This window comes from Sorangium sp. So ce1036, assembly GCF_051369805.1.
GTDB lineage: Bacteria > Myxococcota_A > Polyangia > Polyangiales > Polyangiaceae > Sorangium > Sorangium cellulosum_F.
In genome coordinates this window covers 1,481,257-1,496,869 of the sequence record NZ_JBBMOX010000002.1, presented here as the reverse complement: position 1 = coordinate 1,496,869, position 15,613 = coordinate 1,481,257, and the positions used below count along the sequence as shown (strand labels likewise).

Sequence of the window (15,613 nt, the reverse complement as noted above, 5' to 3'; positions counted from 1 at the left end):
TTCAGCGCTCATCCCCACAAGGAGAACGGGCCATGCGACCTGGTATTTCCCTGACGGCAGTGACTGCGATGTGTCTGGCGCTCGCTGCGTGCGGCGATGACGAGGGGGAGCCGCGGCCGGTGACGTCTGGCACCGGCGGAGAGGGCGGCGACCAGGGCGGCGAGGGCGGCCAGGGCGGCCAGGGCGGCCAGGGCGGCGCGATGGAGGCGAGGGCGGACGGCGAGCCCTGCACATCCGACGACGAGTGCAGCGGCGGCCTGTGCATGACCGAGGACGCGTTCGGCTGGGCGGGGGGGTACTGCTCGTCGCTCTGCGCGCAGGAGCTCATCGAGTGCGAGGCGGGCTCCGTGTGTCTGGCTGCGGGCAGCGACTTCTCGCTTTGCATCAAGACCTGTCAGGACACGGCCGACTGCACGGGCGCGGCGCAGGGCTGCGTCGAGCTGACCGAGGCGGCGGTGTGCCTCGGCGGCTGCGATAGCGACGACCAGTGCCAGGGCTTCTGCGACAGCGACTCGGCGCTCTGCTCCACCCTCGACGAGGACTGCGACAACGAGCGGGACGACGACGGGGACGGCCTGCAGGACTGCGAGGAGCTCGACTGCTCCGACGCGTGCGCGGCCAGCGTCGCCGCGGCGTGCACGGAGGCCATCGACGTGTCGGAGGGGGGCACGTTCACGGGGACCACGGAGAGCGGGACCAGCCTGTTCTCCGCGGCCTGCCCGGACATCTTCGGATCGATTTATCCCGCCGGCGTCGGCGAGAGCGAGCAGGTCTTCCAGTTCGTGGCCCCGGCCAAGGGCTCGTTCCGCGTCGTCGCGACGTCCACGGCCGGCGACTTCGACTGGTACATCCGGACGAGCTGCGACGACCCGTCGACGCTGCTCGGCTGCCTGCTCGCCTATCCCCCGGGGGAGCCCCCCCTGGAGTTCCTGGTCGAGGCCGGGGAGACCTACTTCATCTTCATCGAGGGACAGCTCGGATCGCCCGCGGAGTACGTGCTCGACGTGGATTTCAGGGAGCAGGTCTGCGGCGACGGGGCGCTCGTGGGCACGGAGCTGTGCGACGACGGCAACGAGGTGGACGACGACGTGTGCTCGAACGCGTGCGAGGTGAACCCGGCGGCCGCGTGCGCGGCGGCGGTGCCGGTGGCGGACGCGGCCGCGGCGGGCGACACGTCCGAGGGCGTGCGCGCCTTCGAGGGCTCGTGCGCGGGCGCCGGCCCGGATCTCGTGTACCGTTATTCACCCGAGGCGAGCGGCAGCGTGACCATCACCGCGACGCCGACGGGCGCGGCCGATCTCGTCCTCCACGCGCGGACCGACTGCGCCGAGGCGGCGAGCGAGCTCGATTGCACGGACGCCGGCTTCAGCGGAGAGGCCGAGTCGATCACGGTGGAGGTGACCGCGGGGACCCCGATCGACATCTTCGTCGACACCTACGATAACGTCTCCGCGGGTCCGTTCGAGCTCACCATCACGCAGGACTGACCTGCTGAGGGTCCCTCCAGCAGGGGCCGGCGCGGCGCCACCGCCCGCGCCGGCCGCCGCCGCCGCGCATCACTGCGGCGGCGCGATCGCGGGCTCCTGGTCCTTCGTGCTCGGCAGGTCGGTCACCTGCAGATCCATCGTCGTGAGCTCGCCCGGTTTCACCTGCAGGTTGCCCCCGATGTTGGTCGATTCCACGTTGATGATGTAGGGGCCGGGCAGGACCCCGGACACGCGGTACGAGCCGTCCTCCGCCGTGACGGGGTGGTACAGGCCGATCGTGCCATCGTCGCCGACCGGGGTGGCCAGCATGAGACGAGCCCCCGGGAGCGGCCTGCCGCCCACCGTGACGCGGCCCCGGATCTCCCCTGTGCCCTGGGGCGCGAGGGAGATGTCCTGCTGCGTGCTCTTCCCATCCTCGATGTCGACGCCCGCGAGCACCACCTGCTCCCCGTACCGCATCATGACGCGGAGCATGCCGGGCGGGACCTGCTCGAAGTGGAAGCGGCCCTCCGCGTCGCTCACCGTGTCCACGAAGCCGATCGGCCGGTGCAGCAGCGTGAGCCGGGCGCCCGCGATGGGCTTGCCGTCGCCGTCGCGCGCCACGCCGGAGAAGCTGCCGCCGGGCGACATCACGAGCTTCACCGGCTCCAGGTCGTCGCAGCTCGAGACCTCGACGTCGACCGAGCTCACCGCGTTGCTCCCATCGTAGCCGCGGACGGTGATCGCGCCCTTCGGCACCTGCGGCAGGCTGAACGAGCCGTCGTCCGCGGTCTCCGCCTGGGCGGCGGCCTCCAGGGCCAGGTTCGTCATCTCGCCGGCGGCGATCACCGACTCCGCGTCGACATAGACGCCAGGCAGGGGAGCGCCGGACGAGTCCACCACGCGCCCGGTCAGGACGCACCCCCTGGAGAGGGTCAGATCCATCTTCTCGACATCCCCGGCGCGCACGCCGACGATCGGCGAGAACGTGGGCGCGAAGTCCGCCGCCGTCGCCCTGACGATGACGTCCCAGGAGGGCAGTTGATCGACGCGGAACGTGCCGTCCGGGCTCTCGAACGTGCGAGAGAACAGGGCCGGGGTCGCCGGGGTCTCCGCCGTCACGACCGTGAGCACGTCGATCGAGAAGCGCCGCACGGGCTCGCCCCGCTCGTCCAGCACGCGCCCCTCGATGACGCCGCTCTTCGGCAGCACGAGGCTCACCGCGTCGCCGGGGTGCGCCGTGATCGACGTGGCCCCGTACCCCTCGGCGCTCGCGCTGATCTGATAGGTGCCGTCCGGGAGCGTGAGCTCGAACCGCCCGTCCTCGTCGCTCTTCACGGAGCCGGCCGCCGAGAGCACGTTGCCGGCGACCTCGAAGGTCGACGCCACGACCGTCACCCCCGCGATGGTGTTCCCGTCCGTGCCGTAGACATGGCCGCTGATCGTGGGCCGCGCCTCTCGCTTCGCCGCGGGCGCGGCGCGGACGATCGCCCTGTTTCGATAGCGGACGTGCCTCTCCGCCCCGGCGGCCGGGGCCCCCGCGCGGGGGGTCTGCTCGTCTTTCGGACGGAGGACGAAGAAGAGGACCACACCGGCGAGGGCTGCCAAAAGGATTCCGGCGGCGATCAACAGCGGCCGGCGAAAGGGTTTCCGTTGCGAGGTACTCGGTTGCATCATGGTTCCTCCAGACAAATGGCCCCGGCGAGCGCGCCGCGGCCGGACGCTCGGCGGCGGCAGAGAAAGAGAAGGGGCCGCCGGCGGCTGCCGGCGCCCCTCCTTCTCCGCGTGACGCGCTCGGCGAGCGCCTCCCCGTCCTGCCTGGGGCCGCGAGTGAGGCTTTCTGCAGGGAGACCCTCGCCGATCGGTCGAACGCTGGGCGTCGTCTCACCGCCCGATGGGGATCGGTCTCAACGACGCACCGGCATCACTCCGGGTACCAGGCGACCACCGAGGGCATCGACAGCGGGGAACCGGTCTGCATCACCCCCTTCACCACCCTGGTCTCACCGTCGAGCACCGCGGTGAACCTGCACAGCTGCTCCCTCTGGAACCGCGTGCTGAAGGCGGTGCTCGCGAAGGTAGGATTGAGGAAGAGGTTCGCGGTCACCGGATACAGCGACCTATCGTCGCAAGAGAAGCTCTCCCACGTCACCTCCTCGTTGATGTACACGTTGGCGGCGATGCTGGACCCGTACGGCGACGCGAGGAGCCACTTGCACGAGTAAGCGCAGTGATCGAAGAAGAGGTCGCCGCCCTGCTCCGCCAGGGCACAAATGATCTTGCCGGTCTCGACCTTCCTGAGCCCGTTGCTTTGAACGACCTTGAAAATGTTCTGAGGGATGGCCAGGGCGCTGGCCGAGAACGACATGACGGCCGCGAAGGCAAGCGACCAACGAGCAAACTTCTTCATGACAAACACCTCCGAGGAATCGAATCTGTGGTCAGGTGATGAGCAGATACCTATCCAGATTGTCACCCAAGGGATCCATGCCCCGGGGCGCGGACCAGGGGGGCGATGACCCGACGCGGGCGACGAACGTCGTCGTCGCCCGCGTCATGGCCGCGCCCCCGGAGGACCCCGCCCCGCGGTCATGACGCTAACAACAGGAGACTATTCTCCCGGCGGGATCACGCAAGCACTTTTGATTGGCAATCTCTCGCTCGAAAAAGCGACTGACACAGAACCACGGACAATACTGGCGCTCCTCGACAATGCGATCATACCCTCTGCCTCGAACGCACCCCCGGGGGCTCCCACATCCACCTGAAGCATCGCGCAACCACGCCGAGCGCGGCGCGGTGCGATGCGCTGCGAAGAGCGGTCCAGCCCCGGAGCAGCCGCGGATTCACCAGCGCGGGCGCAAACCGGCGATGTGAGGAAGGAACACAGGGATTTCGCGCGGGCCCTGTCGAGGCGACTCCCGATGTCGCCTGTGCGCCCTGCTCACCGACACGAGGCCGATGAGCACCGGGGAGCCACCCTCACACGCCTCGACGAGCAGAGGCGATGTTCGCTGCGGTGGTGCGATATCGAGAGGTCGAGTCGGCGGGCCGGCGCCAGGTCCGTCCCGGCCTCGCCCGCGGCGCCCGGAGCGGGCGCGCGGCGGTCGTCGGAGGGCGCCCGCGCCGCGCGCCGCCCGCGGGGCGCCGCCGCGCGGGTCAGCGCAGGGTGACGGCGAGCCGGTAGTCGAAGCGCGTCGAGGAGCGCGCGGCGCGCGGCGCGGCGCGGACGCGCAGGAAGTACGTTCCCGCCGGGAGCGCGTGCGCGCCGGGGTGGCGCGGGTCGCCCCCGGTGCCGTCGATCAGCGAGCAGCGGCCCCGGCCGCCGTCGTCGTCGTCCGCGATCATCTTGCCCGCTCCGTCGAGCAGCGACAGCCGGCTGTCGATCTCGAGCGACTCGCACGTCCCGGCGCCGCCCTCGACGACCTCCGCGCGGATCGACCGGCCCTCCGGGAGGTCCACGGCGAAGAAGTCGAGATCATCGCTCGTCCGCGCGCCGGCGATGAACCCATCGGAGCCGGAGAGCGGGTTCGCGGAAGACATCGTGTCGTTCGGCTCCGCCTCCACCCCGGCATCCGAGAGGATCGCCACCTCGAGCAAGTAGATCGGGATCGCCGCCCCGCCGTCGCGCGCCGCGACCTCGACGTCGTGGTCGCCTTCGGGCAGGCGCACCACGAGCGCCGAGCACCCACCGATGCCGCCCGCGTACTCGGCCCCGGAGAGCCCCTCGTCGGTCGCGATCGGCGCCCCGCCCGCGTCGAGCACGCGGAGCGCGGTGCTCAGGCCGCCCTCGCAGTCGGCGGCCGTGCCGTCGAAGACCTCGAGGCGCACGACCGAGGCGACCGGCAGGCGCAGGCGGAAGACGTCCCTGTCGCCGCCCGCGGCGAGGCTCGCCGCGAGGAGCGCGTCGCCCGCGATGACGAGCCCGCTCGCCCCGGCCTGAAGGGGGGTGTCGTTCGGCTCGACCTCGGCGGTCACCGCCTCGAGCTGGCAGGCGGCGCTGCAGCCGTCTCCGTCCGCGGCGCCGCCGTCATCGCACCCCTCCGGCGCGTCGACGAGGCCGTCCCCGCAGACCGGGATCCGGTCGCAGCCCGGATCGCAGCGCGGGCCGCCGTCGCACTCCTCCGCGCCCTCCCTCACCCCGTTGCCGCACGACGCGTCGAGCGAGATGCGCAGCGTGTAGTCCGCCCGCGGCTGCTCGGGGAAGCTGCCGACGCGGACATAGTAGGTCCCCGGCGGGAGGCGGCGCGCCGCGGCGCCGCCGGGCCCGGTCGGGTCGATCAGGGAGCAGGCGCCGGCGCCGCCGTCGTCGTCGGCGGCGAGCACGGTCGCCCCGTCCGGCGCGAGGAGCGTGAGGGCCGTGTCCACGCCTTCGGCGCACCGGCCCGGGCCGCTCGAATCGAAGGTCTCGAGTCGCAGGTCGGACACGGTCGTGAGCCGCACGGCGAAGACGTCGCTCTCGCCGGCCGGATCGAGCGCGCCGGACACGAGGCCTCCGGGCAAGAGGGCGCCGTTCGCGTCGGCCTCGGCGGGGCTCGCGTTGGGCTCGATCTCGACCGTCACCCCCTCGAGGCGACACGCGGCGTCGCAGCCGTCCCCGGCCTCGGCATTGCCGTCATCGCAGACCTCGGGCGCGTCGATGAACCCGTCGCCGCACACCGGGAGGCGCTGGCACGTCGCGTCGCACGCGGCGCCGCCGTCGCACTCCTCCTGGCCCCCGACGACGCCGTCGCCGCACACGGCCGCTGTCCGCGCGCGCAGGGTGTATCCGATGAGATCGCTGCCGCTGTAATCCTCGACGCGCACGTAATACGTGCCAGGCGCGGGGATGGCGGCGCTCACGCGGGAGCACCTGAGCTCGCCGCCGTCGTCGTCCTCGCCGATCACGACGCCGTCGGCCGACAGGACCTGCACCAGCGTGTCGACCGCATCGCAGGAGTCCGGCCCGGTCGCGTCGAAGGTCTCGACCTCGAGGTCGACCGCCCCGGGCACCTCGACGGCGAAGTAATCGACGTCGCCGGCCGGGTCGAACGACGCGGAGAACAGCACGCCGGACGCGCTCACCCGCCCCCGGGTCGCCTGCTCGGGCGCGTCGTTCGGCTCGACCTCCGGGGTCGCGCCCTCGAGCGCGCAGGCGGCGCTGCAGCCGTCCCCGCCCTCGGTGTTGCCGTCGTCGCACGCCTCGGGGCCCTCGACGAGGCCGTCGCCGCACACCACGATCCGCGCGCACGACGGGGTGCAGCGCTCGCCGCCGTCGCACTCCTCCTGGCCCTCGACCACGCCGTCGCCGCAGAGCGCGGTGAGCTCGACGAGGAGGTTGTAGCCCGGGATCGTGGCGTCGTTCGAGAACTCCTCGACGACCACATAGTACGTGCCGGGCTCGAGCCCGGCCGCCCAGCCCGCGACGCGCGGATCGATGAGCGAGCAGGCCCCGGGGCCGCTGTCGTCGTCGCTCTCCAGCACCGATTCGCCGTCCGCGGCGAGCAGCCGGACGAACGTGTCGACGCCCTGGCTGCACTCGCTCAGGCTGCCGGGGTCGTACGTGGCGATCCGGACGTCGGCGAGGGCCGGCACCTCGAAGGCGAAGACGTCCACGTCGCCGAGCGGCTCGATCGCGCCGGAGACGAGCGCGTTCGGCCGGAGCGCGCCGCGCGCGCCCGCCTCCGCCGCGGTGCCGTTCGGCTCGGCCTCGGGCCACGGCGTATCCAGCTCACACGTGGCGCTGCAGCCGTCGCCGCCGATCGTGTTCCCGTCGTCGCAGAGCTCCGGATCCTCGCGCACGCCGTCGCCGCACACCGCGGTATCCAGCGTGAGCGAGAGCGTGTAACCGAACGTCGCCGGCGTCGGCGGCTCCGCGCCCGGGGAGACGTCCACGCGGACGAGGTAATCGCCCGCGCGCAGCCGCTCCACCTCGAGGAAAGAGCAGTAGTTGTCCTCGGCGATGTCGTCATTGCCGTCGAGGGTCGCGAGGCCCGCGTCGAGGATCGTCACCCGGGTATCGATGGTGAGCCCGCCGCAGGTCGAGCCGAGCGGACCGTCGAGCGTCGCGACCCGGATCCTCCCGACCGCCCCGTCCGGGATGATCACCGAGAACATGTCCACGTCGGCGCCGGAGCCGACGATCGCGCGGACTCGTCCGTCCGGCGCGAGGGCGAAGGCGTCGTTGGCCGACGCGGGATCGTCGTTCGGCTCGACCTCGCACCCGGGCTCCACCTGACACGCGGCCGAGCAGCAATCGCCGCCCTCGTGGCCGCCGTCATCACAGGTCTCCACGCCGCTCCGTACGCCGTCGCCGCAGCCGCCCGCGCAGACGCTCGGCTCCCCGGCGCAGGCGAACCCGATCTCGACGGCGCAGCCGGGGTCGCACCCGTCGCCGGCCGCCTGATTGCCGTCGTCACACGCCTCGGCGGGCGCGCCGACCACGCCGTCGCCGCACGTCGCCTCCGGCGCGCCGCCCGCCCCGGCGCCCCCCACCCCGCCTCCCCCGCCTCCCCCGACGCCGCCACGGTCGCCGCCGCCCGCGCCGCCACGGTCGCCGCCGCCGCCCTCGCCGCCGGAGGCCGCGGCGGTGTCATCGAGCCTGCTGCGATCGGCGGAGTCGAGCGGCCCGCATCCGATCAAGGCAGGAGCCGAAAGGCCAGCGAGCCACGGGAGCGCGGCCCTGGAATGGAAAATCATGAATGTCGAGCCCTCTGCTCGGCGCCATGACAACAGACGCACTGACGCCCGCCCTGCGCCGAGCGCGGCAGAAGACCGAAGCGCCGCGGTCACGTCAAGAGACAGCGGGCGCGCGCCGCGACTCAGTAGGTCACGACCACGGTCTTGCGCAGATACTCGTCGTTCTCGAGCTGGGCGAGCATGAAATGCGCGACGTCGTCGCGCGAGAGCACGGGGCTGGCAAAGAGGTAATTTCCTGGCGGCATCAGGTCGACGCTCACCCGGTATTGACCGGTGAGCCGCCCGTCCGTGAGCCTCGGGGGCCGTACGAGGGTCCAGTCCACATCGCTGTTGCGAACGGCCTCTTCCATGCGCTCCATGTCGGAGTACGCGTTGCGGAGCAGCGGCTTGACCAGGAGGCGAAACCAGAGCGCGCCCCGCAGGTTGGCGCACAGCCCCGCCGCCGTGACCGCGATGAGGCGGCGGACGCCGTGCTCCTTCATGGCGCGGAGGATGTTGCCCGCGCCGCCGGAATAGACGCGCGTCGGGCCGAGGCCGCGCGCCCCCAGGGCGGACAGGACGGCATCGTGGCCGGCGACGGCGCGCGACACCTGCTCGCCATCCATGATGTCGCCGCGGAGCGCGCGCAGCCGCTCGTGGTGCGGGACAGGGATGGCGGAGGGATCGCGCGCGAACGCGGAGACCTCGTGGCCAGCCTCCAGCGCCTGACGGATCAGCGCGGCGCCCGTGCCCCCGGTCGCCCCCAGGACCAGCAGTCTGCTCATGAGCCCAGAGCCTACCCGGTCCGGCTCGGCGCGTTCAACCCGCGCCGTCACCCGCCGAGCCGGAGCCACGCGGCCACGCCGTGGTGATCCGACCCGGAGAACGGCGCCCGCTCGCAGCGCGTCACCGCCCACCCCTCGCCTGGTTGAACGAAGACATAATCGATGCGACGCAGCGGCAGGCCCGCGGGCCAGGTGCCGCCGGCCTTGCCGGGGTGCGCTTCCATCCACGCGTCGAGCCAGCCCGCGTCGCCGGCGGTCGCCCGGAGATAGCAGACCGCCTCCTCGCTCGGGAGCGCGTTGAGGTCGCCCATCAGCACGGCGCCGAGGCTCCCCGATCTCTGCCGCTCGCGCGCGGCGAAGCGCGCGAGCTCGCGGACCGTGCGCGCCCGCGCGCGCCTGGACAGCGACAGGTGGGTGACGAGCACGTCGATCACCTGGCCCGCGCGCCGGATCGCCGCGCGCAGGACGACGCGCTGGCTGTCGCCCTCGAACGGGTCGTCGCGATCGAGCGTGAGCGCCTCCACGGAGTGGCCGAGCACCTCGATGTCGTCCCTGCAGAGGAGCGCGACCCCCTCGCACGCGCCGCTCGCCCAGACGCGGCCCGGCGCGAACCACGCCCGGTATCCGCCGAGGAGCCCCGCGAGCTCCCCCGCCTGGCCGAGATCGCCGCTCGCCGCCTCCGCGTGCACCTCCTGGAGCCCGATGATCGCGGGGCGCAGCTCGTCCATGAGCCGGGCCAGCATCGCCCGGCGCCGCTCCCAGAGGGCGGCGCCTCCCCAGATGTTCTGCGTCAGCACGGCGAGCTCGCGGTCGTGGCTCAAATCCCTCCTCCTCGGCCTCACTCCGGGGGAGTCTTTATCAGCCGGTCGAGGAGGCTCAAGGCCCCGTGGGCGAGCCAGTCAGCGGCCTTGTCGACGAGCGACCGCCCCGCGAGCGCGCGCCGGCTGACCGGCCGCGAGTCGGCCCGGTCCCGCGCGAACAGGTCGGCCACCCGGGCCACGAACGCCGGATCGAACACGAAGAGGTTCACCTCGTTGACGGCGCTCAGGCTGGTCGGGTTCGCGTTGAAGGTGCCAATCGTGCACCAGTCGCGATCGACCAGCGCGAGCTTCGCGTGCAGGACGGCGCGCTGGAACTCGAAGAGCCGGAGGCCGCGCGCGATCCAGGCGGCGTGCGCGGCGCGCGCGGCGCGCTTGACGATCGGCAGGTCGGTCTCGCCGGGGAGGATGATCTGGACATCGACGCCGCGCGCGGCCGCGTGGACGAGATCCCGGAGCATCCCGGCGGGCGGGAAGAAATAGGCGTTCTCGATCCAGACGCGCTCCTTCGCGCGCCGGATCGCGTCGCGGTAGCGGGCGTAAACCCGCGCGTTGTCGTCGGGCGTGTCCGCGACGAGCTCGAGATCGGGGTACCTGTCCCCGGTGGCGAAGTCGCGCAGGCGGCCGGGGCCGCCGTTGGCCTCGCCCCAGCGCTGCTCGAAGAGGAACGCGAAATCGCCGACGCAGGGCCCCTCGACGCGCATACAGACGTCGTGCCACCCCTCGCCGCCGCGCCGCTTCGGGAGCCACTCGTCGCTCCACGCGGCGCCGCCGGTGTAGGCGCAGTCGTCGATCACGATCACGCGCGCGTGATCCCGCGGCAGGAGCCCACCCGCGCCGAGCAGGACGGCCAGCGGGCGGTAGGCGCGGACCTCGATGCCGCGGCGCCGGAGCGCCTCGAAGAACGGGCCGTCGGTCTCGTGCGAGCCGAGCGGATCGTAGAGCAGCCGGGTGCGCACGCCGCGCGCGGCCGCGCGGCCCATCACGTCCGCGAACGAGCGGCCGAGCAGGTCGTCGCGGTAGATGTAGGTCTCGACGTCGATCCGCCGCGTCGCGCGCTCGACGTCGCCGAAGATCGCGCGCAGCACCGCGTCCATGCCGGGCAGCAGGGTGAGGGCGTGCTGCGCCGTCTGGATGGGGCCCACGCCGGCGAGCGCGTCCGCGGGACCCGGGGGTGGAGCGCACGCCCCTGGCGCACCGCCGCTGTCGCCGACGGGGCAGCGCAGCCGGCGGTCGCCGAGGCTCATCGCCGCAGTGTGGAGGATGTGGAGGGGAAAGCGAGCGCCGCGGCGGGCCCTGGGCACGACGGGCGGGCGGGCCCGGCTCAGTTGCTCGAGAGCGGGCCCTCGGCCGCGACGCCGCCCTTGATCTCGTGCGTGTTCGGGTCGTACTTCGAGGTGCACTTGGCCATCACGAGGCTCGCCTCGAAGTTGCCCTCCGGCGTGAGCGTGCCCTCGACGGTCACCTGGACGCCGCCGCTCGGGACGTCGCGGAAGGTGTCGGGGATGACGCACTGGGCGTAGCGGACGGGCAGCGGGGCCTGGGTGCCGTGGATCTGGAAGCGGTACTCGCAGGGCTCGTCGCGCTTGACCAGCGTGCCGGGCACGAGCTCGCCCTCGACGCGGACCTTGCGGCCGGCGAGCTTGTCCTTGGCGGCGAGGAGCTGATCGACGGGCGTCGCGTAGACGGCGGCTTCCTTGAAGCCGACGAGGAACAGGGCGACCAGCGCGCCGACCATGACGAGCAGCGTGGCGAGCAGGCCGATGCTGCGCGACGGGCGCGGCTTCGGCGGAGGGCTCGCCGCGGCCGGCTTGACCACCGCCGGGGTGTCTTGCTCTGCGAGGGACAGCGCCTGGGCCAACTCTTCGTCCAGCTTCTTGCTCATCGTGGAACCCTTCACGCCCAGGCTAGCCCGCGGGCCACGACCGGTCGAGCGCCACCTGCGCGGCCCGAGGCCGTCCGGCGGCGCCCCCGCTGCGTCGAACACTTTTACCGGAGTTCTCCCTCGCGAGCGGACTGCACGAACCGGCGCGCCTGCTCGCGGACGGTGTGGACGCCGGACGTGTCCTCGGCGGTGAAGATCACGCGGATGCCGTCCGCCGCCTCGACGACCCTGGCGCTCGCGCCCATGCGGGCCATGTCGAACAGGGGGCAGCGCGAGGAGGCGTGGTACGGCGGCGGCTGCGGCTCGGCGCTGAGCTCGCCGAGGCGCGACTGGAGCTCGCGCGCGAGCAGATTGAGCGACTCCGTGTCGGTGCCGGGGGTCGGCGTCAGCACGAGCTGCACGCCGCCGGGGATGTCCTGCGCGCTGACGCTCGCCGAGTCCGCGATCACCTGGCAGATCTGCCGCTCGCTCGCGACGGACATGTCGTCGTCGTCGTAGTCGTCGTCGTCGTAGTCGCCGCGAGGTGGTTCGGCGTGGCGCCAGCCGGGCTCGCCGGGGCCGGGGATCGGGGCGCGGCGGGCGCCGGGCGGCGGCTGCCGGTCGCGCTCGTAGGGGACCTCGGACTCGAACGGCGGGGTCCGGCCGGCCGGCGGGGTGGGCGGGACCGGCTGGGCGGGCCGCCGCTCGCCGCCACACCCGGCAGTGAGCGCGAGGAGCGCGGCGGCGCCCAGGGTCACACGGAGGGGACGGTAGAATGCGGAATTCATGGAGGCCTCCTGGAGAGTGCTTGCACGGGGCGACCCGACCCAGGTTGAGCGGACCGACCCAGGTTGAGCGACCCGGCCTGAGCGGCCCGACCCAGGTTGAGCAGCGGACCGATCCAGGTTGAGCGGACCGACCCAGGTTGAGCGGACCGACCCAGGTTGAGCGGACCGACCCAGCGGACCGACCCAGGTTGAGCGGACCGACCGACCCAGGTTCTCGACCCAGGTTGACCGGGTCGCGAGCTGCAGATGCCGTGCCGGCGGGAGTGAGCATCCGCGGCGAGCCACGGCGCCTTCGCGAGGGCCCTCGGGGCGAGGGCCCTCGGGAGCTCGACGGCCGCCCCGAGCGACCGCGCTGCGAGCTGGCCCGGGCGCGCGCGCAGGAGATGCCGTCGTCGCGCGCCGGTCCTGGTGATCGCTGTGTGGCCCTCGCCGCTGGCCGCTGCGGCACGGGCGCGGGTTCCGGCCGCCCGACGGGCGGGCGTGCGCGCCTCTGGATCGGCACCGCGGTGCACGCTCTGCGCGCCTCACCGGGTGCCCACGCCCGGGGCTAACGGCGCGACTTCCGCCCGCCGACGAAGCTCATCAGCGCCACCATGCTCCCGAGCGGGAGAGCGAGGAGCCCTGCCACGCCGCAGTTGAGCACCCGTGTGAAGCTCTCGACCAGGAGGCGGGCCTTGTGCACGGGGTCGATGCTACCCGACGCGACGGCCGACGCGAGCACCGCGGGCAACACGCCGCTCGCGACGCCTCCCGCCACGGCGATGAGGCCGAGCGTCCTCCCGCGCCCCCATCGGCGCTGCAGCAGGGCGCGGAGGCCGAGCACGGCCACGCCGAAGGTGACCAGCCCGAGGAGGAGCATCGTAAGCGTTCACCGACCGGACTACGTGTGAGCGGGGGATCGTCAGGCGGTGAGCAAGGAGGGCGCCGGCCGGCCGTGGAGATTCGCTTCGCAAGCATCGGTCAGGTAGTCGAGTACATTGCGCTTCTGTATCCGCAGCGTCGTCACGACCGTCAGGATGCGCTCGACAAATCGGCTGCCGTTGGGGCTATCGGTTCCAAAGCTGGTCTTTCTCCACATCACCGCGTGGCGAATGCGCTGTTCTCCCTCGTTATTCGTCGGCTCAACACCTTCAACATCGACGAAGGTCCAGAGCGCCGGCTCGAGTTCCAGTATCTCGCGACATCGACCTGCAACGGCGCGCAGCGAGCAGCCCGCGCCCTCACGTAGGTGCGCAATGACATAGTTGCGCAGGGGCCCCATGCGCTTCTGAAACTCCCTGCGCGTCATCGTGCCGTCGCGCACTCGATGCCAGAGGTGGAACATCGTCTCGGTGAGCAACTCCAACGCGCGGCCAATGGCGCTCGCTTCAGCGCCATGAGTTTGGAACCCGAGGAACTGACGCAGCAGGTGCGCCCAGCAGAGCTGTCGCCGCTGGGTGTCGACCCACGCATAGGCGGTCCAGCGGTCCGAGATCAGAATCCTCGAAAACGCCGAACCGAGCAGCTCCTTGGCCACGTGCGCGCCGCGGCTATGGCGGATGGCGAACAACGCCATCCGGGCGGTCACCGCGATCCACAGCCAGGCCCGCTTACTCTGCTCGAGCCACCCCGTCTCGTCCATATGGACGATCGATTCTTTGGGCAGGGCTTGGGCGATCTCTTCGACCGGTGCCGCGAGGGCCTCGCTCGTCGCCTGCTCCAGGTTGGAGACGCTGCCGAGGGCGATCGGCACACCGAACGCGTCTCCCACCAGCTCGTCGATCGCGCGCTTGGACAGGCGGTAGGCGCCGCTCAAGACCGCGACCAGGGCTTGCAGGCGCGGCCCGAACGAGCTCGTCGGGACCCCAGGCGGCAACGTCGCCCGCGTCGAGATCCCGCACCTGTCGCACTTCAGTGCATGCAGCTGGAACTCTTCGACGGTCGCCTTCGCCCTCGGAATCTCGACCACCTGATGACGGTGAGGATCGGGGTCGTTTCCCGCCAGAGCCGTGCCGCGACGCCGGCACGCTTCGGGTGTTACCGCGCCTGCCTCTTCGGCCCGTGGCCCATGCTTCACCCCCCCATGGTCACCGTCCTCCTGCTGGAAGCCGGCGTCAACCGGTAATCCAGGACCCAATCATGTCCGCGCTGTCACCGCGCCTACGGCGAGCCGTGCGCTGGCCCGGAGGGGGGCTCCGACCCGAGCTTACGAGCATCGTCATGAGTTCGTTTGTCTTCGTGTGACCTCGTGTGCCCCGACGTCAGGACACGAGACTTCACGAGAGAGCACGAGAGGGCACGGGAGGAATCGAACCCTCGATGGCCTCTGACACCGCTCCGACGCGTCCGACGCGGCGTCTGCCGTGTCTCTCGCGCAGGCTGCTCATCGGTTCAGATCCGGGTTCGATTCCCGGCGCCTCCACCACAGAGACACGGCGAGAGCCGTGTCTTTTTTGGCGTGTGACCTGCTTGTGACCTGACGAAGTTCCGCGACCCTGGGTTGCTGTCGGTGATCACCAGGTCCCGCGTCCGATCGGTGAAGGGCGCCGCCGCGGCGCCCGCGCCGCTGGCGCTCACAGCACCCGCGCGAACGCGCTCTCCAGCGCGGCCCGCCCGCCGCGCTCGACGACATCGCCGTGCGCCACCACGATGCGCTCCGGCGCCCACGCGAGCATCCGCTCCACCGCCGCGCCCACCGCCGCGCGATCGCGCATCAGCGAGCGCGCGACGCGCGACGGCCCGAACCGGCCATATGCCCCGTTGAGGCGCATGAGGAGGCGCGTCGGGAAGTGGTCGCTCTGCGTGATGTGAAAGCAGAGATCCCAGAGGAACAGCGTCTTCGTTGGCCGGTGGAAGAAGGCCACCTCGTCGAGCCTGGGCATCCCGCCGACCGCCACCTGGTCGATCTCCGCGGACCAGAGCGGGTCCGGCGCGTCGTCGAGCGCGCCGGTGAACGTCACGTCAGGGCGCTTGTCGCGGAGCCCGCGCGGGCCGTACAGCCGCGCCCCCGGGAACAGCCGCGCCGCCGGCGCCAGGCCGAGGTGGTGCATCAGGTTCGGCGCCACGATCGCCCGCACCTCGCCGAGCGCGCGGATCTCGCCGGCCGCCTGCTCCACGCTCGGGAGCGGCGAGAAGAGGACCAGCCCGCCGCCCTGAAGGCGCACGACCGGAGATCGCACGGGGAAGTGAATTCCGGGCAGCTTCAACGTGTCTTCGGCGGCCCAGAGGGCTTGATCGAGCTGTTTCAGCATGCTCC

The 15,613-nt window shown here is 72.1% G+C and carries 12 protein-coding genes; 1 reads left to right on the top strand and 11 read right to left on the bottom strand.

Going from position 1 to position 15,613, the window contains the following annotated elements; all coding sequences use genetic code 11:
* Positions 1-119 precede the first annotated feature (119 nt).
* On the top strand, positions 120-1,487 hold the full coding sequence (locus WMF31_RS42530) for a DUF4215 domain-containing protein (protein WP_436607567.1): 1,368 nt from the start codon (positions 120-122) through the stop codon (positions 1,485-1,487).
* Positions 1,488-1,556: 69 nt separating this feature from the next.
* Here the strand turns inward: WMF31_RS42530 and WMF31_RS42525 are convergent, their stop codons facing one another.
* The 11 genes from WMF31_RS42525 to WMF31_RS42475 all read right to left on the bottom strand — a co-directional run bounded on the left by WMF31_RS42525 (position 1,557) and on the right by WMF31_RS42475 (position 15,608).
* A complete protein-coding gene (locus WMF31_RS42525; protein ID WP_436607566.1) occupies positions 1,557-3,074 on the bottom strand; it encodes a carboxypeptidase regulatory-like domain-containing protein in 1,518 nt (505 codons plus the stop codon).
* A 316-nt stretch (positions 3,075-3,390) separates the two neighbouring features.
* The gene (locus WMF31_RS42520) at positions 3,391-3,876 is read right to left on the bottom strand and encodes a hypothetical protein (protein ID WP_436607565.1); all 486 of its coding nucleotides are present in this window, start codon (positions 3,874-3,876) and stop codon (positions 3,391-3,393) included.
* A 749-nt stretch (positions 3,877-4,625) separates the two neighbouring features.
* The gene (locus tag WMF31_RS42515; protein ID WP_436607564.1) at positions 4,626-8,087 is read right to left on the bottom strand and encodes a DUF4215 domain-containing protein; all 3,462 of its coding nucleotides are present in this window, start codon (positions 8,085-8,087) and stop codon (positions 4,626-4,628) included.
* A 179-nt stretch (positions 8,088-8,266) separates the two neighbouring features.
* Entirely contained in the window at positions 8,267-8,908 is a 642-nt protein-coding gene (locus WMF31_RS42510) for an NAD(P)-dependent oxidoreductase (RefSeq protein ID WP_129356262.1), read from the bottom strand.
* 47 nt (positions 8,909-8,955) lie between these two features.
* On the bottom strand, positions 8,956-9,729 hold the full coding sequence (locus WMF31_RS42505; protein ID WP_436607563.1) for an endonuclease/exonuclease/phosphatase family protein: 774 nt from the start codon (positions 9,727-9,729) through the stop codon (positions 8,956-8,958).
* 17 nt (positions 9,730-9,746) lie between these two features.
* Positions 9,747-10,973: a phospholipase D-like domain-containing protein gene (locus WMF31_RS42500; protein ID WP_436607562.1), complete on the bottom strand. Its 1,227-nt coding sequence runs from the start codon at positions 10,971-10,973 to the stop codon at positions 9,747-9,749.
* Positions 10,974-11,050: 77 nt separating this feature from the next.
* Positions 11,051-11,611: a cytochrome c maturation protein CcmE gene (locus WMF31_RS42495; RefSeq protein ID WP_436607561.1), complete on the bottom strand. Its 561-nt coding sequence runs from the start codon at positions 11,609-11,611 to the stop codon at positions 11,051-11,053.
* Between the two features lie 104 nt (positions 11,612-11,715).
* Positions 11,716-12,378 (bottom strand): hypothetical protein, encoded by a 663-nt coding sequence (locus WMF31_RS42490; RefSeq protein WP_436607560.1) that lies wholly within the window; start codon positions 12,376-12,378, stop codon positions 11,716-11,718.
* Positions 12,379-12,925: 547 nt separating this feature from the next.
* Entirely contained in the window at positions 12,926-13,237 is a 312-nt protein-coding gene (locus WMF31_RS42485) for a hypothetical protein (RefSeq protein ID WP_436607559.1), read from the bottom strand.
* A gap of 42 nt (positions 13,238-13,279) precedes the next feature.
* Positions 13,280-14,434 (bottom strand): IS66 family transposase, encoded by a 1,155-nt coding sequence (tnpC, locus tag WMF31_RS42480; RefSeq protein WP_436607558.1) that lies wholly within the window; start codon positions 14,432-14,434, stop codon positions 13,280-13,282.
* 496 nt (positions 14,435-14,930) lie between these two features.
* Entirely contained in the window at positions 14,931-15,608 is a 678-nt protein-coding gene (locus tag WMF31_RS42475; RefSeq protein WP_436607557.1) for a DUF4336 domain-containing protein, read from the bottom strand.
* Between the last annotated feature and the right edge of the window lie 5 nt (positions 15,609-15,613).

Bases quoted from the DNA above. Each gene is read 5' to 3' on its own strand.
- WMF31_RS42485 (WP_436607559.1), bottom strand. From the start codon at position 13,237: ATGCTCCTCCTCGGGCTGGTCACCTTCGGCGTGGCCGTGCTCGGCCTC.
- WMF31_RS42510 (WP_129356262.1), bottom strand. From the start codon at position 8,908: ATGAGCAGACTGCTGGTCCTGGGGGCGACCGGGGGCACGGGCGCCGCG.
- WMF31_RS42490 (WP_436607560.1), bottom strand. From the start codon at position 12,378: ATGAATTCCGCATTCTACCGTCCCCTCCGTGTGACCCTGGGCGCCGCC.
- WMF31_RS42500 (WP_436607562.1), bottom strand. From the start codon at position 10,973: ATGAGCCTCGGCGACCGCCGGCTGCGCTGCCCCGTCGGCGACAGCGGC.
- WMF31_RS42475 (WP_436607557.1), bottom strand. From the start codon at position 15,608: ATGCTGAAACAGCTCGATCAAGCCCTCTGGGCCGCCGAAGACACGTTG.
- WMF31_RS42495 (WP_436607561.1), bottom strand. From the start codon at position 11,611: ATGAGCAAGAAGCTGGACGAAGAGTTGGCCCAGGCGCTGTCCCTCGCA.
- WMF31_RS42520 (WP_436607565.1), bottom strand. From the start codon at position 3,876: ATGAAGAAGTTTGCTCGTTGGTCGCTTGCCTTCGCGGCCGTCATGTCG.